Origin of the sequence: Lachnoclostridium sp. Marseille-P6806, from assembly GCF_964238185.1 — a bacterium.
Classification (GTDB): domain Bacteria; phylum Bacillota; class Clostridia; order Lachnospirales; family Lachnospiraceae; genus Brotaphodocola.
The window spans coordinates 434,047-453,813 of sequence record NZ_CAXSLG010000001.1 but is presented as its reverse complement, the minus strand read 5'-3'; the positions used below and the strand labels follow the sequence as shown (position 1 = coordinate 453,813).

At 47.2% G+C, this 19,767-nt stretch carries 20 protein-coding genes and 1 tRNA gene; 18 read left to right on the top strand and 3 right to left on the bottom strand.

Annotated features, from left to right (window positions below):
* Positions 1–35 precede the first annotated feature (35 nt).
* The 7 genes from atpD (at position 36) to ACESON_RS02015 (ending at position 8,056) form a co-directional block, all read left to right on the top strand.
* On the top strand, positions 36–1,427 hold the full coding sequence (atpD, locus tag ACESON_RS02045) for a F0F1 ATP synthase subunit beta (protein WP_177958233.1): 1,392 nt from the start codon (positions 36–38) through the stop codon (positions 1,425–1,427).
* Positions 1,428–1,438: 11 nt separating this feature from the next.
* Positions 1,439–1,837, top strand: a complete 399-nt coding sequence (atpC, locus tag ACESON_RS02040; protein WP_177958234.1) for an ATP synthase F1 subunit epsilon — start codon at positions 1,439–1,441, stop codon at positions 1,835–1,837.
* Between the two features lie 151 nt (positions 1,838–1,988).
* Positions 1,989–2,909 carry a LysR substrate-binding domain-containing protein gene (locus tag ACESON_RS02035; protein ID WP_177958235.1) on the top strand — a complete coding sequence of 307 codons (921 nt, stop codon included), beginning with the start codon at positions 1,989–1,991 and terminating at the stop codon, positions 2,907–2,909.
* A 117-nt stretch (positions 2,910–3,026) separates the two neighbouring features.
* On the top strand, positions 3,027–4,430 hold the full coding sequence (locus ACESON_RS02030) for a Na+/H+ antiporter NhaC family protein (RefSeq protein WP_177958236.1): 1,404 nt from the start codon (positions 3,027–3,029) through the stop codon (positions 4,428–4,430).
* A gap of 12 nt (positions 4,431–4,442) precedes the next feature.
* Positions 4,443–5,615 carry a M20 family metallopeptidase gene (locus ACESON_RS02025; RefSeq protein ID WP_373108268.1) on the top strand — a complete coding sequence of 391 codons (1,173 nt, stop codon included), beginning with the start codon at positions 4,443–4,445 and terminating at the stop codon, positions 5,613–5,615.
* A 183-nt stretch (positions 5,616–5,798) separates the two neighbouring features.
* Positions 5,799–6,668, top strand: a complete 870-nt coding sequence (locus ACESON_RS02020; protein ID WP_177959938.1) for a YitT family protein — start codon at positions 5,799–5,801, stop codon at positions 6,666–6,668.
* A 212-nt stretch (positions 6,669–6,880) separates the two neighbouring features.
* Positions 6,881–8,056, top strand: a complete 1,176-nt coding sequence (locus ACESON_RS02015) for a DUF3810 domain-containing protein (RefSeq protein WP_373108266.1) — start codon at positions 6,881–6,883, stop codon at positions 8,054–8,056.
* 67 nt (positions 8,057–8,123) lie between these two features.
* Here the strand turns inward: ACESON_RS02015 and ACESON_RS02010 are convergent.
* Positions 8,124–8,194: transfer RNA gene (locus tag ACESON_RS02010), tRNA-Gly, on the bottom strand.
* Positions 8,195–8,317: 123 nt separating this feature from the next.
* On the opposite strand from ACESON_RS02010, the gene ACESON_RS02005 reads away from it, so the two are divergent.
* The 7 genes from ACESON_RS02005 (at position 8,318) to ACESON_RS01975 (ending at position 16,148) form a co-directional block, all read left to right on the top strand.
* Positions 8,318–8,908, top strand: a complete 591-nt coding sequence (locus ACESON_RS02005; RefSeq protein WP_177959937.1) for a hydrolase — start codon at positions 8,318–8,320, stop codon at positions 8,906–8,908.
* Between the two features lie 125 nt (positions 8,909–9,033).
* Positions 9,034–9,162 (top strand): hypothetical protein, encoded by a 129-nt coding sequence (locus ACESON_RS02000; RefSeq protein ID WP_373108264.1) that lies wholly within the window; start codon positions 9,034–9,036, stop codon positions 9,160–9,162.
* Between the two features lie 207 nt (positions 9,163–9,369).
* Entirely contained in the window at positions 9,370–10,923 is a 1,554-nt protein-coding gene (locus tag ACESON_RS01995; RefSeq protein WP_177959936.1) for an ATP-binding cassette domain-containing protein, read from the top strand.
* Positions 10,924–11,317: 394 nt separating this feature from the next.
* Positions 11,318–12,322, top strand: a complete 1,005-nt coding sequence (locus ACESON_RS01990) for a rod shape-determining protein MreB (protein WP_177959935.1) — start codon at positions 11,318–11,320, stop codon at positions 12,320–12,322.
* 102 nt (positions 12,323–12,424) lie between these two features.
* Positions 12,425–14,647: an ATP-dependent RecD-like DNA helicase gene (locus ACESON_RS01985; RefSeq protein WP_177959934.1), complete on the top strand. Its 2,223-nt coding sequence runs from the start codon at positions 12,425–12,427 to the stop codon at positions 14,645–14,647.
* Between the two features lie 5 nt (positions 14,648–14,652).
* Positions 14,653–15,399: a double zinc ribbon domain-containing protein gene (locus ACESON_RS01980; RefSeq protein WP_373108300.1), complete on the top strand. Its 747-nt coding sequence runs from the start codon at positions 14,653–14,655 to the stop codon at positions 15,397–15,399.
* 29 nt (positions 15,400–15,428) lie between these two features.
* Positions 15,429–16,148: a CFI-box-CTERM domain-containing protein gene (locus ACESON_RS01975; protein ID WP_177959933.1), complete on the top strand. Its 720-nt coding sequence runs from the start codon at positions 15,429–15,431 to the stop codon at positions 16,146–16,148.
* A gap of 15 nt (positions 16,149–16,163) precedes the next feature.
* On the opposite strand, the gene ACESON_RS01970 is transcribed toward ACESON_RS01975, so the two are convergent.
* Together ACESON_RS01970 and ACESON_RS01965 are read right to left on the bottom strand one after the other, a co-directional pair.
* The gene (locus ACESON_RS01970; RefSeq protein WP_177959932.1) at positions 16,164–16,925 is read right to left on the bottom strand and encodes a LytTR family transcriptional regulator DNA-binding domain-containing protein; all 762 of its coding nucleotides are present in this window, start codon (positions 16,923–16,925) and stop codon (positions 16,164–16,166) included.
* Entirely contained in the window at positions 16,922–17,938 is a 1,017-nt protein-coding gene (locus ACESON_RS01965; RefSeq protein ID WP_177959931.1) for a GHKL domain-containing protein, read from the bottom strand. The genes ACESON_RS01970 and ACESON_RS01965 overlap by 4 nt, the downstream gene beginning before the upstream one ends.
* Positions 17,939–18,495: 557 nt before the next feature.
* Between ACESON_RS01965 and ACESON_RS01960 the strand changes: the two genes are divergently transcribed.
* The 4 genes from ACESON_RS01960 to secE all read left to right on the top strand — a co-directional run bounded on the left by ACESON_RS01960 (position 18,496) and on the right by secE (position 19,759).
* The gene (locus ACESON_RS01960) at positions 18,496–19,035 is read left to right on the top strand and encodes an accessory gene regulator B family protein (RefSeq protein ID WP_177959930.1); all 540 of its coding nucleotides are present in this window, start codon (positions 18,496–18,498) and stop codon (positions 19,033–19,035) included.
* Positions 19,036–19,048: 13 nt separating this feature from the next.
* Positions 19,049–19,192: an exodeoxyribonuclease V subunit alpha gene (locus ACESON_RS01955; protein WP_177959929.1), complete on the top strand. Its 144-nt coding sequence runs from the start codon at positions 19,049–19,051 to the stop codon at positions 19,190–19,192.
* 198 nt (positions 19,193–19,390) lie between these two features.
* Positions 19,391–19,540, top strand: a complete 150-nt coding sequence (gene rpmG / locus ACESON_RS01950; protein ID WP_021640493.1) for a 50S ribosomal protein L33 — start codon at positions 19,391–19,393, stop codon at positions 19,538–19,540.
* Positions 19,541–19,552: 12 nt separating this feature from the next.
* The gene (secE, locus tag ACESON_RS01945; RefSeq protein ID WP_177959928.1) at positions 19,553–19,759 is read left to right on the top strand and encodes a preprotein translocase subunit SecE; all 207 of its coding nucleotides are present in this window, start codon (positions 19,553–19,555) and stop codon (positions 19,757–19,759) included.
* Positions 19,760–19,767: the final 8 nt, after the last annotated feature.

Below are 19,767 nucleotides of genomic sequence, written 5' to 3'. Positions count from 1 at the left end.
GCTGAGCTGTTACAATAAATATAAGGAGAAGCAAGATGGCAGAGCAAAATACTGGTAAAATCACACAGATTATCGGTGCGGTTATGGACATCAAGTTCTCCCAGGGCAAGATCCCGGAAATCAACGAGGCAATCAAAATTCCGCTGGAAACCGGCGGTGAGCTGGTTGTTGAGGTTGCCCAGGATCTTGGTGACGATACGGTCAGATGTATCGCTATGGGAACAACCGACGGATTAAGACGTGGTATGGACGCCATTGCAACCGGAGCGCCGATTACGGTTCCGGTTGGTGAGAATACGCTGGGGCGTATTTTCAACGTGCTGGGCGAGCCCATTGACAATAAAGAAAAGCCACAGGTGGAAGAATATCTTCCAATCCACAGAAAAGCTCCTACCTTTGAGGAACAGTCTACAGAGACAGAGATTCTGGAGACAGGTATCAAGGTCGTTGACCTTTTGTGCCCCTATCAGAAGGGTGGTAAAATCGGTCTGTTCGGCGGCGCCGGCGTAGGCAAAACCGTACTGATTCAGGAGCTGATTCGTAACATCGCCACAGAGCACGGCGGATATTCTGTATTCACCGGCGTAGGCGAGCGTACCCGTGAAGGAAATGACCTTTACTATGAGATGACTGATTCCGGAGTTATCAATAAAACCACCATGGTATTCGGTCAGATGAACGAGCCGCCGGGAGCACGTATGAGAGTAGGTCTGACAGGACTTACTATGGCAGAGTATTTCCGTGATCAGGGCGGTAAGGACGTACTGCTGTTTATTGATAATATTTTCCGTTTCACTCAGGCAGGTTCTGAGGTATCTGCTCTGCTGGGACGTATGCCGTCCGCAGTAGGATATCAGCCGACGCTGCAGACAGAGATGGGCGCTCTTCAGGAGCGTATCACCTCTACCAAGAACGGTTCTATCACATCTGTACAGGCTGTTTATGTACCTGCAGATGACCTGACTGACCCGGCTCCGGCAAATACCTTTGCACATCTGGATGCAACCACCGTACTGAGCCGTTCCATCGTTGAGCTGGGTATTTACCCGGCAGTGGATCCGCTGGAGTCTACCTCCCGCATTCTGGATCCCCGTGTGGTAGGTGAGGAGCACTATAAGGTAGCCCGTGGAGTACAGGAGGTACTTCAGAAATATAAAGAGCTGCAGGATATTATCGCTATGCTGGGTATGGATGAGCTTTCTGAGGAAGATAAGCTGACTGTATCCCGTGCAAGAAAGATTCAGAGATTCCTGTCTCAGCCCTTCTTCGTTGCAGGACAGTTTACTGGTCTGGAAGGACGTTATGTACCTCTCAGCGAGACGATTCAGGGCTTTAAGGAGATTCTGGAAGGAAAGCATGATGATATTCCGGAGCAGTATTTCCTCAATGCCGGAAATATTGATGACGTTCTTGCCCGTGTGAAATAGGGGGTACGTCTATGGCTGATGGAATGAAATTACAGATTGTCACTCCTACGGAGCGGTTCTACGATGGAGAGGTTACTATGGTAGAGCTGACAACTACGGAGGGCGATATTGGTATTTATCCCAACCACATTCCGCTGACTGCGGTTGTGGCTCCGGGCGTATTGAAGATCCATGAGGCAGGAGAAGTCAAAGTGGCTGCCCTGCATTCCGGATTTATTACTATCCTGCCGGAGACAGTGACGATTATGGCTGAAGTGGTAGAATGGCCGGATGAGATTGACTTTAAGCGTGCAGAAGAAGCCCGCAGCCGTGCAGAGCACCGGCTGGCTTCTAAAGATGCAAATCTTGATGTGCTTCGCGCAGAGATGGCCTTAAAGAGAGCTCTGGTACGTCTGGAAATGAAAGAATGAGTTCTTTGTCAGGAGAGGCAAAGAACCTGATAAATGAAGCAAGACTTATGGCCCCGGCTTTTCAGCCGGGGCCATGTTGGAATATGGATTATGACAAATCCTGTAAGCAAATGACAGACTGGGCGGAAATGGACGCCTTCGGAGAGTGTGTATGAACTTAAAGGAACAGCAGTATGTGTGTACTCTGGCCAGGTGCCAGACAATTTCTAAAGCGGCAGAAGAGCTTTATATTTCTCCGTCAGCTCTCAGTGTTTATATCAGTAATCTGGAAAAATATCTGGGCATTTCTCTTTTTCTCCGGACAGGCCGCTCCTTTGTGCTGACGCCGATTGGAGAGGAATATGTGTCCAGAGCCAGAAAAATGCTGGAAATGAAGGATGAGTTTGACTGTCTGGTGGATCATGCCAGGCGCAAGGCTCATCCGTCCATTCGAATTGGCATTCAGCAGAGGCGGGCAATCTCTATAGCGCCGGAGCTGCTAAAGAGGTTTATGGAAGAATATCCGGATGTGGAAATTATTTTCCGGGATGGAAACCAGGAGGAACTGGCAGCCATGTATCGGGAAGGAACGGTGGATTTTGTGGTGACTATGTACCGGGATGAACTGGCCGATGTAACCTACCGGGAACTGGCAAAGGAGCAGGTTCTGGTAGCGCTTCCGGCAGATCATCCGGCTAACGCATATGCATACCAGGAAGACGGTGATGATTATCTGCATCTGGATATGATCCATCTGGACAGAGAAACCTTTATTCTTCCGACTATGGCACAGAGTATGCGGAAAACAGCGGAGAGGATTTTTGAGCAGAACCATATCCGGCCCAGAAGAATCCTGGAGGTAGCCCATTTTGATATTATTATCAGTATGGTTGAGCTGGGATTGGGAATAGGATTTAACCGTCTTGGGTACATAAAAAATATGTCCCGATTTCAGAATGTAAGATATTACTATATAGGAAGAGATTCCTTTTATTCCAGACTGATTCTTGCCTACCGGAAGGGACGTGTCTTAACGGAATGTGAAAATCGGCTGATTGAGATTCTGTACGAAACCGTGCGGAAACAATACTAAAAATTCATTTTTGTTTCTACAATATAAAAAATTTAATCTTGCTTTCAGTTTTTGCTAATGGTCACGAAAGCCGCCCCTAGGTATAATAAAAACAGTATACTTAGGAGGTGGCTTTTTATGAGTGAGAAAAAGAAAAAACGTTTTAAGATGCCGCACAGCTTTGTGATTGTGTTTACGATCATTGTTGCGGCAGTAGCCATGACCTGGATTCTCCCGGCAGGGGAATATGTCCGGATTGAGAATGCAGACGGAATCAAGGTCATTGATCCGACTCAGTTCCAGTACCTGGAGCGCTCTCCGGTGAATCCGCTGCTGATTCCCATGTACATTGTGAAGGCATTTGTTAAGCGGGTAGATTTGATGCTGGTCATTTTGTTTTCCGGCGGAGCTTTTCATATGCTGACCCAGTCCGGTTCTCTGCAGGCTGTGATTGCAAAGCTGGCGAAGAAATTCTCCAACAATCTCTATGTGTTTATTCCGATTCTGACGCTGATGTTTGGTCTGATCTGTACAACTCAGGGCGTTAATATGTTTATTGCTTTTGCACCGGTTATGGTGATGCTGTCTTTGGCCATTGGTCTTGATTCGATTACAGGTGCGGCGATTATTCTGCTGGGCGGTGCCATTGGATTTTCTACCGGTACCCTGAATCCCAACACAACCCTGGTAGCTCAGAAGATTGCAGAGCTTCCGCCGTATTCTGGTATCGGATACCGCTGGATCTGCTTTGCTGTGTATTATGTATTCACCAATATTGCCTTGATCCGGTATGCATTAAAGGTGAAAAAAGATCCGACTGTCAGCCCCATGTATGATCTGGATAAGGATAATGAGCTGAATAAGGGCGGAGATCTGGAAAGCTTTGGAACCATCGATCTGAGAAAGATTTTGAATGTAATTGCGCTGGTGGTTTCTCTTGTGGTTGTTGTATTCGGCAGCATCAAATGGGGCTGGGATATGCCGGAGATGGCTGCTATGTTTATCTGGCTGGCAATTATTGTTGGCGTTATTTCGGGATTTGACAGCGCAACAATTTCTAAAAACTTCCTGGAGGGCTGCAAGAAAATGATGTCTGCCATGATCATCATTGGACTGGCTCAGTCTATCAGCGCGATCATGAGCGACGGAAAAATCATTGATACGGTTGTTCATACTCTGGCAGGCGGACTTGGCAGTGTACCCACCATTCTCCAGGCTCCGGCTATGCTGATTGCCAATACCGTTATCAATGTATTCCTGACCTCCGGTTCTGGTCAGGCAGCAGCGGTGATGCCGATTATGGTTCCCCTGTCTGATTTGATTGGGGTAACAAGACAGACAGCGATTCTGGCATTTAACTTTGGCGATGGATTCTGTAACTATATTCTTCCGACTTCTACTGCTCTGATGGGAATTATCAGCGCCTGCAATATTCCTTATGACAGATGGATGCGGTTTATGTGGAAGATTTTCATTCTGTGGCTGATTGTGGGAACTGTGCTGCTAATCGGAGCGCAGCTGATTCATTTTGGACCTATGTAAGGAGGAACTGTTATGAGGAAGGAAGAGTTATTCCAGCGGATTGACGAGGAGCGAGAGGAACTCTGGTCCATGGCGGATCAGATTTTCGACAATCCGGAGTATGAGGGAGAAGAGGTTTTTGCCGCTGGTCTGCTGACAGATTATTTAAGAAAAAACGGATTTTCCGTAGAAATGGGAGTTGGCGGCTATAAAACAGCTTTCCGGGCAGTGTACAGTCACGGAGAAGGCGGTCCGGTGATTGGAATTCTCTGTGAGTATGATGCGCTACGTGGACTGGGCCATGGATGCGGCCACCATATGCAGGGGCCTGGCTGTCTGGGCGCTGCGGTTGCTCTTAAAAATCTGGATACGGATCGTCCCTTCCAGATTGTGGTGTATGGAACTCCGGCGGAGGAAACATTGGGCTCAAAATGCGATATGATCAAAAAAGGGTGCTTCCATGATTTGGATGTGGCCTTTATGATGCATGGTGGCCCCAATACCTGTACGGATGTGCGCTGTCTGGCTCAGAGAAGCTTTCATGTTACCTTCCATGGAAAACGCGCCCATGCAGCGCTGGCTCCGGATAAGGGAAGAAGCGCTTTTGATGCGCTGCTTGCAGCGTTCCAGGGAATTGAATTTTTAAGAGAGCATGTGCCGGATGATGTGAGAATGCACTATACTGTAGCAAAGCTTCCGGGACCGGCAAATGTGGTTCCGGCAGAGGCAGAGGGAGAATTTGCGATCCGTTCCTTTTCCAGAAAGACTCTGGAGGGAGTCTGCGAACGGTTCCTGGATATTATCAAGGGCGCGTCTCTGATTGCCGGAGTGGATTATGAAATCAAGGAGGGAACCTTCTTCTTTAATAAGATTCCAGTGCTGAAGTTAAATGAGCTGCTGATGAACAATGCCAAGCTGGCCGGTGCGCCTCAGCTGGCGCCGCCCAGAGAGAAGACAGGATCCACAGATTTCGGCAATGTAATGTATGAGATTCCCGGCTCCTGTATTCGTGTGGCATTTGTGCCGGAAGGAACGTCGTCCCATTCTCAGGAATTTGTAGATGCCGGAAAGACAGAGGCGGCTCATAATTGTATCTTATACGGAGCTAAGGCTATTGCCGGCGCGTCTATGGATTTAATTATGACAGATGGCCTGATGGATCAGGTAAAAGAAGAATTTGCGGAAAACAAGAAAAAGAATCAATAAACCAATATTGGTGTATGATAAAGGACAGAGAAGGAAAAATTTCTGTCCTTTTCTTTTTTTCTGTGATAGGAAAAGAGCCTGTGATAGGAATATACTTCGCCAGGAGGGCTATGGACGAAAATGGATTTGGTTTCTGAAGCGGCCGGCGCAGGCGGAGAACAGAGAATGAGGAGGGGATACAGAATGAAGAGAGAGTTTCAGTCAAGTCTGTGGGAGCGGGGAAAGGATTTGGTTTACGATATTGCAGGAGGAATTTTGCAGGCAGTGGGGATGTGGTGCTTTATTGATACCTGCCAGATTGCACCGGGAGGCGTATCCGGAATTGCGCTGATGATCAATTATGTGTCAGGGCTTCCAATCGGAGCTCTGAGTCTGCTGATCAATCTTCCGCTGTTTGCTGCGTCCTGGCTGTTTCTGGAACGCCGGATGACATGGAAAACGATAGGTACTGTAGTGTGGATGAGCGTGATACTGGACGGATTTGGCTGGTTGGGCATACCGCAGTATACGGGGGATCGGCTGATTGGAGCTGCCTTTGGCGGCATTTTTACAGGAGCGGGAATGGCTGTGGTATTTATGCGGAATTCAACTACAGGCGGCGGGGATATTCTCGCGAAGCTGCTGCAGAAATTTCGCCCTTATATGCAGACGGGATATGCAATTATGGTCATTGATTTTTTTGTTGTAGGAGGTTCTGTCCTGGTATTTCGGGAGATTGAAGCGGCAATGTATGGCCTGATATCGATTGTCTGCACGACGCAGACGATTGATATGCTGCTTTATGGCATGAACCGGGGAAGCATGATTACGATTCATTCAGATAAAAACAGAGAAATCGCAGAGGAGATTATGCGCACCATGAACCGGGGAACTACCTTTTATAAAAGTATTGGCGGATACAGCGGGAAGGAATGCGAAACCTTGACCTGCGCTGTAGACAGAAAGCAGTTTTATCAGGTAAAGGAAATCATTGATCGCCATGATCCCAGAGCCTTTGTGATTGTATCTCCGACAAAGGAAGTGTTCGGAGAAGGATTTCAGGAAGGGAGATAAGAGGAGGCGGAAAAACGGATTGGAGATGAGAACTGTTTTGAAAAATAACTGGTGTTTCGTCCTTTCCCCTGCTACAATAAACAGATAGAGCGGCAGGAGGCGGCAGAGGAAGAACTTCAGGACAGAAAAAGGCGGCAGAGAGCCGGAAACAGGCGAAACGGGCAAAATTGCAGAGATAAACAGCAAAAAGGATGGAGAGATACCAGAAAACAATGAGAGAGCAAGGAGAAAAGAAAACGGAAGAACAAAAGAAGGGGCAGCAGGAAAACAGAAGAATGAATCCGGAAAAAAGAAAATCAATCCGGTATGCAGCCGCGGGACTGCTTCTGCTGACAGCTGCGGCACTGCTTCAGCTGTGTGCCCGGTATGCACAAAGCTTTGCAGACTGGTATGCCCACAGGATTTATCCTGTTCTTGTAAAAGGGATTGGGGGCTTTTCGGGATTTCTGCCCTTTTCTGTTGTGGAGATCGGGCTGTATGCTCTGGCGGCAGGTTCACTCTGGTACCTGGTAAAGCATATTTCCAAACCTGGAAGGATTGCGTGCCGTGGTATTTTTTTGTCAGGAATCCTTCTGTTTTCCTATATGACTTGCTGTGGAATCAATTATTACGCTGGGGCGTTTTCCGAATATGCAGGGTTGAATCCGGGAAAATATACCAGGGAGGAGCTGGTTGAGCTGTGTGAATATCTGACGGAAAGGGTGAATGAGACAGCTCCGGAATTGCCGCAAGAGGGCACTGAGAAGAACCAGGCTTATCGATATCAGGAAAATCGCAGTCAGTGGCATCAGGAAAGTGTTGCTGCCATGCAGGCGGCCGGAGAACAGCATCCTGTGCTGGGGGGATATTATCCCCGACCAAAGGAGGTGGCTGTTTCCTGGATTTTATCTGTGCAGCAGCTGTGTGGAATTTATTCGCCATTTACAATAGAGGCGAATTACAATGGTGATATGCCTGATTATAATATTCCCCATACCATGTGTCACGAGCTGTCCCATTTAAAAGGCTTTATGCGGGAGGATGAGGCAAATTTTATCGGCTATCTGGCCTGTATTGCTTCGCAAAATCCTGCTTTTCAGTACAGCGGCTATCTGACCGGGTGGGTGTATGCAGGAAATGCCCTGGCAGAGGCAGATATGGAGACCTATGTGCAGCTTCATGGAAAGCTATGTGAAAGCGCCCGTATGGATCTGCGAGAGAACAGTGTTTTCTGGGAAAGGTATGAGGGCAAGGTTGCTGAGGCGGCGAACCAGTGGAATGACACCTACCTGAAAATGAATAACCAGACAGACGGGGTGAAAAGCTACGGGCGAATGGTGGATTTGATGCTGGCTTACCGGAAGGCAGAGAAGGAAGATGTGCAGCCGGTGATTCCAGCGGTCTCGTAGGATAAAAATTCCAGATATGATAAAAAAACAGAGGAGTCCTGCAGTGAAGGCTCCTCTGTTTTAAAAGAGCAGATGACGGGAATCGAACCCGCCTCCTCAGCTTGGGAAGCTGATGTTCTACCGATGAACTACATCTGCGTACCTGCTTAGTATACTACAGTTGACTGGAAAATTCAACTTAACAAGTGAAAAAAGTGCGATAAAATATCTATTAAAACGACAAAGTCGGAAGGTATAAAAACCGGAGAAGAGGAGAGCATAATGATAAAGAAAAGTACAATCGCAAGAGATGAGGCCTTAGATCTGCTGAAACAATATAATCAGGAGCCGTTTCATATTTTACATGGGCTTACTGTAGAAGGCGTAATGCGCTGGTATGCCAGAGAATTGGGATATGGAGAGGAAGAAGATTTTTGGGGGATTGTGGGACTGCTTCACGATATTGATTTTGAGCAGTATCCAGAACAGCATTGTGTAAAAGCGCCGGAGCTTTTACGTCCGGCCGGAGTGGGAGAAGACATGATTCGTTCCATCTGCTCTCACGGATATGGTATTTGCAGCGATATTGAACCGGAGCATGAGATGGAGAAGGTGCTGTTTGCGTCAGATGAGCTGACTGGACTGATTGGAGCAGCAGCCCGTATGAGACCGTCAAAAAGTACAAAGGATATGGAATTATCCAGTTTAAAAAAGAAATTTAAGGATAAACGGTTTGCAGCCGGCTGTTCCAGAGATGTGATTCGCCAGGGAGCAGAGCGGCTTGGATGGGAGTTAGATGAGCTGATGGAAAAGACAATTCAGGCTATGCGGGATTGTGAAGACAAAATCAATGAAGAAATGGGAATGGAGTAACTGGCTGACTCAGCAGAGCGAAGAACCGAAAGGGATGATCTGAGGTTATTGAATTTGCTGAAAATATGTGCTATACTGGCATCAGATTGCAGAAATAAGAATGATCTGGAACAGGAGGCTGGAAGATGGAGTTTCTTTTAATAGCCGGTGGCGGACTGATTCTGCTGGTTTTATTTGTAGTGGCTGTGGTGGTGTCTACAATGCTCAGCTCAATCGGCGGCATTATTGACGATGAAGACGGTGAGGAGCAGTAGACAGAGACGGATTCTAAGGTGGAGCAGTGCATGAAAGTGCCCGGCTCCATTTTTTAGTTCATGGGAAATTGCCAAGGCACATTCTTTTTCTGCTTGCTTTTCTCCAGACTTCCTTATAGAATGAAAAGCGAGTGCAGGTACAGCACAGAGACAGAAAGCATACTTGCCGGAGATGGCGAGAACCACTGTGAGATAAAGGAGAAATGAATGAGTATTTTAAATGTAGAACATTTAAGCCACGGATTTGGTGACCGGGCGATTTTTCAGGACGTTTCTTTCCGGCTTCTGAAAGGCGAGCATATTGGCCTGGTAGGGGCAAACGGTGAGGGAAAGTCTACTTTTATGAATATTATTACCGGAAAGCTGCAGCCAGATGAAGGAAAGGTAGAGTGGGCAAAGCATGTGCGGGCCGGATACCTGGATCAGCATACAGTGCTGGAAAAGGGGATGACCATCCGCGATGTGCTGAAAAGCGCGTTTTCTTTTTTGTTTGAAATGGAAGCTCAGATGAATGCTATCTGTGATCGGATGGGTGAGGCCTCCGAGGATGAGATGAATGAAATGATGGAAGAGCTGGGAACCATCCAGGATCTTCTGATGGCCCATGATTTTTATATTATCGACAGTAAGGTAGAGGAGGTTGGACGGGCTCTGGGACTGCAGGAGATTGGCCTTGACAAGGATGTTTCCGAGTTGTCCGGCGGTCAGAGAACCAAGGTGCTTCTGGGAAAGCTGCTTTTAGAGAAGCCGGATATTCTCCTTTTAGACGAGCCGACCAACTATCTGGATGAGCAGCATATTGAGTGGCTGAAGCGGTATCTGCAGGAGTATGAAAATGCCTTTATTCTGATTTCCCATGATATTCCGTTTTTAAACAGTGTGATTAATCTGATTTATCACATGGAAAATCAGAAGCTGGATCGGTATGTAGGGGATTATGATCATTTCATGCAGGTGTATGAAGTGAAGAAGGCTCAGCTGGAAGCAGCTTATAAGAGACAGCAGCAGGAAATTGCAGATCTGGAGGATTTTGTAGCCAGAAACAAAGCGCGGGTTTCTACGAGAAATATGGCTATGTCCCGTCAGAAGAAGCTGGATAAGATGGAAGTGATTGAGCTGGCAAAGGAAAAGCCGAAGCCGGAGTTTGTTTTCCAGGAGGCAAGAGCAGCCGGAAAGATGATTTTTGAGACCAAGGATCTGGTAATTGGCTATGATGAGCCTCTGACCAGCCCTCTGAATTTTTCTATGGAGAGGGGAGAAAAGGTTGTCCTGAAGGGTTCCAACGGAATCGGAAAGACTACCCTTTTAAAAAGTATTCTGGGGCTGATTCCTGCTGTATCCGGTCAGGTGGAGCTGGGAGATTATCTGTATACAGGATATTTTGAGCAGGAAATGGCGCCGGGCAATACCAATACCTGTATTGAGGAGCTTTGGAAGGAATTTCCATCTTATACCCAGTATCAGGTTCGTTCTGCTCTTGCAAAATGCGGACTGACTACCAAACATATTGAAAGCCAGGTGCGGGTTCTTTCCGGAGGCGAGCAGGCTAAGGTACGCCTATGCAAGCTGATGAACAGGGAAACGAATGTGCTTCTCCTGGACGAGCCGACCAACCATCTGGATGTGGATGCCAAGGAAGAGCTGAAGCGGGCGCTGAAGGCATATAAGGGAAGTATTCTTCTGATTTGCCATGAGCCTGATTTTTATGCGGATTTTGCTACCAGAGTAGTGGACTGCAGTGAATTCTGCCTGAGAGGATAAGGAAAATGACTGACGCGGTGAAAAAGGATGGGAGTCCTTTCTCACCGCGTCAGCTTGGGAATGGTAGGTATACAAATTAAAGAAAATGGTTTTTAGGGGGGCCGGGCAATTTTCATTGCCCGGTATGAGTATGAAAAAGCTTTGTTATTTCAAGTGGGTCCTTGAAATAAGATTCATTACTCTCTCAAGTAATGTAACTACAGTATAAAAAACAATTGTGTCAAAAATGTGTCTCTGTTATAAAAAATATATAAACAAAATAAAAAATAAAAAAACCCTTTCAAAATAGGCGATGTTTGTATATAATAAGAGGGATTAAAGTTATTTTACAGGGATAAATTGCTCTTTTTTGGAAAGAATTGGGAACGCAAGGAACAGGCAGGAGGAAGAATGAATGTTAGTATCCAATGACATCGGTATCGATTTAGGTACTGCGAGCATATTAGTATACATCAAGGGAAAAGGCGTGGTGCTGAAGGAGCCGTCCGTGGTTGCTATTGATCGCGACACCAATCGGATCAAGGCCATTGGCGAGGAAGCCCGCCTGATGATAGGAAGAACTCCGGGCAACATTATTGCAGTTCGCCCGCTGCGTCAGGGTGTGATTTCTGATTACACTGTGACGGAGAAGATGTTAAAATATTTTATAAATAAAGCTGTGGGAAAGAGAACTCTGCGCAAGCCCCGCATTGCAGTCTGCATTCCCAGCGGCGCTACAGAGGTAGAGAAGAAGGCTGTCGAGGATGCGACTTATCAGGCAGGAGCCAGAGAGGTAACGATTATTGAGGAGCCGGTTGCAGCCGCTATCGGAGCAGGAATTGATATTTCCAAGGCATGTGGAAATATGATCGTAGATATCGGAGGCGGTACTGCAGATATTGCCGTGATTTCTCTGGGCGGTACTGTAGTAAGCACCTCTATCAAGGTTGCTGGTGATGATTTCGATGAGGCTCTGGTGCGCTATATGAGAAAGAAGCACAATCTTCTGATTGGTGAGAGAACGGCTGAGGAGATCAAGATCAATATCGGTTCCTCTTACCGCCGTCCGGAGGTGCTGACCATGGAGGTTAGGGGACGGAATCTGGTAACGGGACTTCCCAAAACCATTGTGGTGACCTCTGAGGAGACCCTGGAGGCCCTTCGCGAGCCGGCGATGCAGATTGTGGACGCCGTACACAACGTACTGGAGCGGACACCACCGGAGCTGGCAGCTGATATTTTCGACCGGGGTATTGTAATGACCGGCGGCGGTTCTCTGTTAAACGGACTGGATCAGCTGATTGAGGAGAAGACCGGTATTACTACTATGGTGGCAGAGGATCCTCTGACGGCTGTGGCGGTTGGAACCGGTAAGTTCATTGAGTTTGAGCATGGAGACGGAAAGAATCAGGAGTTTTAAGCTTCTGAGAATTCCGCAGATGCAGAATCAGATATGGCAGTAAGAAAGTCTCGCGGCCCGTTTTTGGCGCGGGGCTTTTTCTGTCTTTACGGGAGCAGGTCTATGGCAACAGTAAATGGATATGTGGAGAAAATTAAATTTCGAAATGAGGAAAATGGCTATTCTATTCTTTCTGTCAACAGTGACGGAGAGGAATATGTGCTGGTGGGAACCTTTCCCTATATCAGTGAGGGTGATTTTATTGAAGCCAGCGGCCGTAGCGTAGAGCATCCGGTATACGGTGATCAGATTCAGGTAGAGACCTATGAACTGAAAGCGCCGGAGGATTCGGCGTCTATGGAACGCTATCTTGGATCCGGCGCTGTGAAAGGTGTGGGAACGGCTCTGGCGGCCCGGATTGTCCGCCGGTTTAAGGCAGATACCTTTCGCATTATTGAGGAGGAGCCGGAGCGGCTGGCTGAGGTAAAGGGAATCAGTGAGAAAATGGCCATGTCGATTTCTGAGCAGATGGAAGCGAAAAAGGATTTGCGTCAGGCGATGATGTTTTTGCAGGAATATGGGATTTCCATGAATCTGGCTTTGAAAATCTACAACGAATATGGTCCCCGCCTGTACGGCATTATTAAAGAAAATCCCTATAAGCTGGCGGACGACATTCAGGGTGTGGGATTTAAGATGGCAGATGAGATTGCTCAGCGGGTAGGAATCTTTACAGATTCGGATTTCCGGATTCGCAGCGGTATCTTTTATACCCTGCTTCAGTCTGTGGCAAACGGACATACATACCTTCCAAAAGAGGAGCTTTTTGCAGGAGCCTCCGAGCTGCTTCATGTGGCTCCGGAAAGTATGGAAAAGCATCTGGTGGATCTGCAGATGGAAAAGAAAATCGTGGTGAAGGGGCAGGAGATCTATGCGGCCCAGTATTATTACATGGAGCTGAATGCAGCCAGAATGCTTCACGATTTGAATTTGAGAGGTTCGGAGCCAGAGGGGGAAATCAGGAAAAAGCTGGAGCGGATCTGCGCAGAAGAGCAGATTGAGCCGGATGAGCTTCAGATACAGGCCGTGATTGAAGCGGTAAACAGTGGACTGCTGATTATTACCGGAGGACCGGGAACGGGAAAAACCACGACTATCAACACGATTATCCGGTATTTTGAACAGGAGGAAATGGAAATTCTTCTGGCAGCGCCTACAGGCAGGGCGGCAAAACGGATGACAGAGGCTACCGGCTATGAAGCCCGGACGGTGCACCGGCTGCTGGAGCTGACAGGGATTCCCGATGACAGCGGCTCCTCGTCAGGGATGCATTTTGAACGAAATGAAGAAAATCCCCTGGATGCAGATGCAATTATTATTGATGAAACCTCTATGGTTGACATTTATTTGATGCATGCGCTTTTGCGGGCGGTTAATCCGGGAACGCGGCTGATTCTGGTGGGGGATGTAAACCAGCTTCCCAGCGTGGGGCCGGGGAATGTTCTGCGGGATCTGATTGCTTCCGGCTGTTTTAATGTGGTGCGGCTGACCCGCATTTTCCGTCAGGCGGCAGAAAGCGATATTATTGTAAATGCCCATCGGATCAATGGGGGCGAGCAGATTCCTCTGGGAAAACCAAGCCGGGATTTCCTTTTTATCCGGCGGGAGAATCCGGATGCAATTATCAGCGCGATGATCACCCTGATCCGGGAAAAGCTGCCAGGGTATGTCCATGCAGATCCGTTCGAGATCCAGATTATGACGCCGATGCGGAAAGGGGCTCTGGGCGTGGAGCGTCTGAATTCCATTCTTCAGGAATACTTAAATCCCAAATCTCCAGATAAGGCGGAGCGGGAATCCGGCGGAGTGATTTATCGGGTTGGGGATAAGGTTATGCAGATTAAGAACAATTACCAGATTGAGTGGGAAATTCGGAACCGATACGGGATTCCTGTGGACGGAGGAACGGGGGTGTTCAATGGTGATATTGGAAGAATCCGTTCTATCAATACTTTTGCAGAGCATCTGACCGTGGAGTTTGACGAAGGAAAGATGGTGGATTACAGCTTCCGGCAGTTAGAGGAACTGGAACTGGCTTATGCCATTACCATCCACAAGTCTCAGGGGAGTGAATATCCGGCAGTCGTGGTTCCTGTCCATTCCGGTCCGCGGATGCTGATGACAAGAAATCTGATTTATACGGCAGTGACCCGGGCACGTTCCTGCGTCTGCCTGGTGGGAATTCCGGAAACCTTCCAGGCTATGGTCAATAATGAAATGGAACAGCGCAGATATACGGGACTGAAGGCACGGCTGAAGGAGATAATGGAGGAGGATATGGATTGAAGGAAATGCTGATTATGCTTTTGTTTCCCCGGAGATGTCCTGTGTGCGGGGATATTGTGCCGGGAGTATCCAGTATCCGGGGGAGGGCTTTGCCTCCTCTGGAGCATCTAATCTGCCCCGAGTGCATTGCCAGTCTGTCTCCGGTTCGCCAGCCGGTCTGTATGCGGTGCGGGAAAGAAGTGACAGGAAGCCGGATGGAATACTGTCCGGATTGTATGAGACATCCTCGCAGCTTTGACGGAGGGGCGGCGCTGTTTCACTATAACGAAGCAGCCCGCCGATCTATGGCGGCAATAAAATATAAAAACAGGCGGGAGTATCTTGATTTTTACAGTCAGGCACTGGTTTCCCGCTATGGAAAATGGCTGTCTCATATTCAGCCTGATGCCCTGATCCCGGTTCCGGTCCATCCGGCCCGACGGAGAAAGAGGGGATTTAATCAGGCGGAGGAGCTGGCAGAACGAATCAGCTTACTTACCGGAATCCCGGTCAGGGCGGATCTTCTTATCCGCATCCGAAAAACACTTCCCCAAAAAGAATTGAATCCTGCAGAACGGCTGAATAATCTTCGTTTAGCCTTTGCGGTATCAGATTTTTACAAAGCCCATCTGGAACAGATTCCCCGGCGGGTGGTTCTGGCTGATGATATTTATACGACAGGAAGCACGATGGAAGCCTGTACCCGGGTTTTGAAAGCGGCAGGAGTAAAGCAGGTGTATATCATGTCGATTTGTATTGGAAAGGGACGCTGACTGAGAAAAAAGATTGGGAGAGAAAACATATGATTTTTGGAAAAAAAAAAAAAGAGATTCCTTTTCTTTATGAATTAAAGGAATCTCTGGTGACAGATACAGAAATGGAATATCTGGAGTGTATTGAGTCGATTCTTCCGGAGGGATACCTTGTGCTTCCTCAGGCAAATCTGGCGGCTTTTATTACAAGAACGGATCAGGCCAGATACCGGGGAGAGCTGTTTCGGAATATTGATTTTATTGTGACGGATTTGGATTACTGTCCGGTTTTTCTGATTGAAATTAATGATCAGACCCATTTGGCTCAGGAACGGCGGGAACGGGACAGAAAGGTGGCAGATATCTGTGAAGAGGCGGGGATTCCTCTGATTACCTTTTGGACAAGCTATGGCGTTCAGCCAGATTATATTGAGCGGAGAATTATGGAGACGCTTTCCTCCCTTCCGGCAGAGCGGATTCATCACTTTCTGCCGGAGAAGAAACGGCGGGGGTGCTACATTGCCACAGCTGTATATGGCTCCTATGACTGTCCGCAGGTATGGGTGCTGCGGCGGTTTCGGGATCAAATTCTGGAGAAATACGGATGGGGAAGAGCCTTTATCCGGTTTTATTATGCAGTCAGCCCGAAAATGGCTGTGTATTTCGGAAAAAACAGGCTGCTTAGAAAAAACGGAAGGCGTCTGTTAGACCGACTTGTTAAAATTCTGGAAAAGCGGGGACTGGAAAATACGCCTTATCAGGATGAGTAGGAAAAGGGCTTTGACCTATTCTGACTGGGAGGAAGGAAGCTTTCCGGCAGAGAGCCTGGTAATCTGCGGAAGGGAGCGGAGGGCAACAGGGCAGACATCCTGATTGTCCATAACAAGCTGTCTCATTTTTGCAGAGAAGGAGGAAACGTGATCCATGTTCACAAGAAAAGATGTGTGGCATCGAACAAAGCGTGGCCCCAGACGCGCCTGAAATTCCTTGAGTGAACCAGTTACCCGGTGTATGCCGTTCTGGCTGCAGATGGTGACCTTGTGAGGAGAGGAATCGGAGCGGATATACAGGATATCATCCGGATTTATATAGAGGATCATGTTTTCTGTTTTAATTCCGACAGATGGATCCTGCTGTTTTCTGGCAGTGATTTCATAGGAAATTGCAGTGCGAAGACAGTCTCTGAGCCTCTGCTCTAACAGCCTGGGATCATCCTTTGTAATGAAATCCAGGGCTTCTACATGGTATTGAAAGGTCAGAGCCATCATTTCACTGTGGGTTGTGAGAAAAATAATGTAGCCCAGAGGATTTAACAGCCGGATTTGCCGGGCCAGCTCCAGTCCATCGATATCAGAGTTCAGCTGAATATCGAGAAAATAAAGTCCGGTGCCGCTATTTTTTCTGACGGCATTTAAAAGGGCATGAGGTCCCTGGAAATTATACACAGGTATTTCTTCATAGCCTTCAAAATCAAGAAACCTGCGAATCAGCCGGGAATACTGTTCTAATTGTCTTTTATCATCCTCACATAAATAAACAGATATCATAACTCCTCCTTTGCGGTGCTGAATATAGTCAGTGCCTGCGTAAAGCGCGTATTTTCATGATGAAAGTCCCACTGAACCTGGGGATATGCATCCAGAATGGTGCGGGCGTTGTAAAGTCCGATTCCCCGGTGTTTTCCTTTGGTGGAAACACCCCATTCCGTCAGTCTGCTGATAGGACATTCCGGCGGGAGAGAGGAATTCTGCAGAAGAAAACGCAGATACTCAGGCGCAGTAATTACAGCGAAGCGAATGAGTTTTTCGTCGGTATTCTCTGCAGCTTCTATAGCATTATCGAGAAAAATCCCCATAACAAGGGCCAGATCCACAGGACGCATGGAGAAGGCGGATACAGGCTTGGAGATTTCCAGCTCTACATGAAGCCCCAGCTCCATTGCCCGGATCAGCTTGGAGGAAAGAAGTCCTTTCAGCTCCAGATTTTCTATAAAGGAAAGAGAACTTAGCCGGGAATTGTTTTCGGAAAAGGAATGGCTGATGGGGAGGATTTCCTGGTAAAAATAGGATTTCAGCTCTTTCATGTTGTTTTCTTCCATATAGCCGGACATAGTGGCCAGGAGATTGACATAGTCGTGCTTGAAGCTTCGCATGGAATTGTACAGCTCTTCCAGCTTACGGGTATAGGTTTGAAGATTTTCATACTGTTCGGCCATACTGTTGTTTTCCTCCTGACGGCGAATGGCCTGATACAGAGTCCTAAGCAGAATAGTGATGGCAATGAAGGCGGCAAGGAATAAACATCCGTTAAATGCAATAGCGCCGTATCCATAGCCAATAGATTCGCCGTAAGAAAAATTAAATACAAACAGGATACCCAGAATCGACAGGGTAAGAAATATGGTCATACAGAGCCGGGGGTTGGAGAAAATTCGGGAAATCCCGATTTTCTGGTTTAAAGCAGCTCCGGCAGTTTTGGTAAGGACAAAGCACAGCACACAATACAGGAGAGAGAAGGGAAGCGCAATAGCGGGAATATGTTGTATCTGACTCAGCGTCATTCCAGTAATTTTCTGGAGGCTCCAGATACATAGATAGTTAAAGGTTACTGCAAAAAGATATCCAAATATGGAGCATGAAAGGCAAAGCCATTTGGAAGAGGTGCGGTGATAAAGGATAAGCAGAATGACAGGAAGCGTGATAAAAACAAAATATTGTCCCAGGAGCTGATTCAGAATCTGGGATGAAAGAAGCGTCCAAAAAAGCAGAAGCAGCCTGCAGGAAAGGGACAGCTTTTCAGGCAGAAGGTTGATGCAGGAAAAAAATATACAGAGAGAGCCGAGCATTGTGTAGATAAAGTAAAACATGGAACGGGAACACTCCTTTTAAAATCAGAAAATCCAGATAGAGCTTAAAACAATGGTGCTATTTTACTGAATAATCAGAGGTTCGTCAAGAGACTTTTCAGCGAGAAATTACGTCCAGAAAAATGTGAATTGTGTGTGTTTTTGAAAAAATTTGCAGTTAGGAGTAAAAAACATGCGAATACTGCGAAAACATTCAGAACGAAAAATTTGTGTTATGATTAATCATAGGAGAAAGAAGTGAGGATTGGCAAATGATAAAACAGTTTGTAGCCTGGTGCGGGAAAATAAGCCCTACAACCGAGGGAGAGCAGCTTATGATTCAGTACGGAGCAGAACTGCTGGCGGAAAATGCAGCCAGGATGAGTTTGCTGCTTCTCATTAGCTTTTCTCTTGGAAAAGGGTGGGAGTGTATTGTATTTTTGCTGATATTCGGATGCCTGCGGATCCATGCAGGGGGGCTTCATGCAGCGACCGGCTGGGGCTGCGGTCTGTGGATGGCATCGCTGCTGACAGTTTCTATTCTGAGCGGAGAAGCGGCGCCGGTATCAGAGCTGGCGATGGGCTGGATATTTGCAGCAGTCTCTGCCTGCGTGGCATGGAGAGCGCCAGTTACAGTGAATAGAGACTGCTATACGGCAGAGGGAATTCTGAAAAAAAAGATAGATGCTGTTTTGACCATTCTTGTTTACTATTTTATTCTGCTGTTTCTGGAACAAGTGAGAAACGTGGCAGTCTGTGCGGTGGTTTTGGAGGCAATGACTTTGCTTCCTGAAATACATAACAAAAACTAAGGAGGAAACGTATATGAAGCTGGAACTGGTAAAGGGGATTCAGAAACTGTTCAAGAACATTGCAAAAAATACCATAGGAAAAAGTTTTCCGCCGGGAATGCATGAAAGAAGGATTCCGGAGGAGCTGAAACGGGCAGTGGAGGAAGAAAGAAAATAGACGCAGTATCAGAGGGAGACGGCTTTTCCGTCTCCTCTTTTTTTCGCAAAACCCGTTGACGAATCTTTCTTCATATGGTATAGTAATCTGGCGAATGGAAGAACTTAGGTCTTTTTTTTATGCGTAAAATTAGCTGCAAAGGCTGAGGCGTGTGAGAATGAGGCCGAAACAACGAAAAATCAAGTGGAGGTGGAAGTCGTGCGCACAAGAATTACACTGGCATGTACAGAATGTAAACAACGCAACTACAACATGACGAAGGATAAGAAAACTCATCCGGATCGCATGGAGACTAAGAAGTATTGTAGATTCTGCAAAACTCATACTTTACACAAAGAAACCAAATAAGGAGTGTGAAATATGGGAGAAGCTACAGGAACTGAGAAAGCCCCGAAGAAGAGCTTTTTCAAGGGTGTAAAAGCTGAGTTCAGTAAAATCGTATGGCCTGACCAGGAAACCGTAGGCAAGCAGACTGTAGTTGTTCTTGCGGTAACTGCTGTTCTTGGACTGATTATCGCAGTCCTGGATTTCATTATCAAATGGGGCCTCAGCTTCATTATTAAATAAGGCGAGGG

Bases quoted from the DNA above. Each gene is read 5' to 3' on its own strand.
- ACESON_RS01955 (WP_177959929.1), top strand. From the start codon at position 19,049: ATGAAGCTGGAACTGGTAAAGGGGATTCAGAAACTGTTCAAGAACATT.
- atpC (WP_177958234.1), top strand. From the start codon at position 1,439: ATGGCTGATGGAATGAAATTACAGATTGTCACTCCTACGGAGCGGTTC.
- secE (WP_177959928.1), top strand. From the start codon at position 19,553: ATGGGAGAAGCTACAGGAACTGAGAAAGCCCCGAAGAAGAGCTTTTTC.
- ACESON_RS02015 (WP_373108266.1), top strand. From the start codon at position 6,881: ATGAGAGAGCAAGGAGAAAAGAAAACGGAAGAACAAAAGAAGGGGCAG.
- ACESON_RS01985 (WP_177959934.1), top strand. From the start codon at position 12,425: ATGGCAACAGTAAATGGATATGTGGAGAAAATTAAATTTCGAAATGAG.
- ACESON_RS01965 (WP_177959931.1), bottom strand. From the start codon at position 17,938: ATGACGCTGAGTCAGATACAACATATTCCCGCTATTGCGCTTCCCTTC.
- ACESON_RS01990 (WP_177959935.1), top strand. From the start codon at position 11,318: ATGTTAGTATCCAATGACATCGGTATCGATTTAGGTACTGCGAGCATA.
- atpD (WP_177958233.1), top strand. From the start codon at position 36: ATGGCAGAGCAAAATACTGGTAAAATCACACAGATTATCGGTGCGGTT.
- ACESON_RS02005 (WP_177959937.1), top strand. From the start codon at position 8,318: ATGATAAAGAAAAGTACAATCGCAAGAGATGAGGCCTTAGATCTGCTG.
- ACESON_RS02000 (WP_373108264.1), top strand. From the start codon at position 9,034: ATGGAGTTTCTTTTAATAGCCGGTGGCGGACTGATTCTGCTGGTTTTA.
- ACESON_RS02035 (WP_177958235.1), top strand. From the start codon at position 1,989: ATGAACTTAAAGGAACAGCAGTATGTGTGTACTCTGGCCAGGTGCCAG.
- ACESON_RS02030 (WP_177958236.1), top strand. From the start codon at position 3,027: ATGAGTGAGAAAAAGAAAAAACGTTTTAAGATGCCGCACAGCTTTGTG.
- ACESON_RS01970 (WP_177959932.1), bottom strand. From the start codon at position 16,925: ATGATATCTGTTTATTTATGTGAGGATGATAAAAGACAATTAGAACAG.
- ACESON_RS02020 (WP_177959938.1), top strand. From the start codon at position 5,799: ATGAAGAGAGAGTTTCAGTCAAGTCTGTGGGAGCGGGGAAAGGATTTG.
- ACESON_RS01975 (WP_177959933.1), top strand. From the start codon at position 15,429: ATGATTTTTGGAAAAAAAAAAAAAGAGATTCCTTTTCTTTATGAATTA.
- ACESON_RS02025 (WP_373108268.1), top strand. From the start codon at position 4,443: ATGAGGAAGGAAGAGTTATTCCAGCGGATTGACGAGGAGCGAGAGGAA.
- ACESON_RS01960 (WP_177959930.1), top strand. From the start codon at position 18,496: ATGATAAAACAGTTTGTAGCCTGGTGCGGGAAAATAAGCCCTACAACC.
- ACESON_RS01995 (WP_177959936.1), top strand. From the start codon at position 9,370: ATGAGTATTTTAAATGTAGAACATTTAAGCCACGGATTTGGTGACCGG.
- ACESON_RS01980 (WP_373108300.1), top strand. From the start codon at position 14,653: ATGCTGATTATGCTTTTGTTTCCCCGGAGATGTCCTGTGTGCGGGGAT.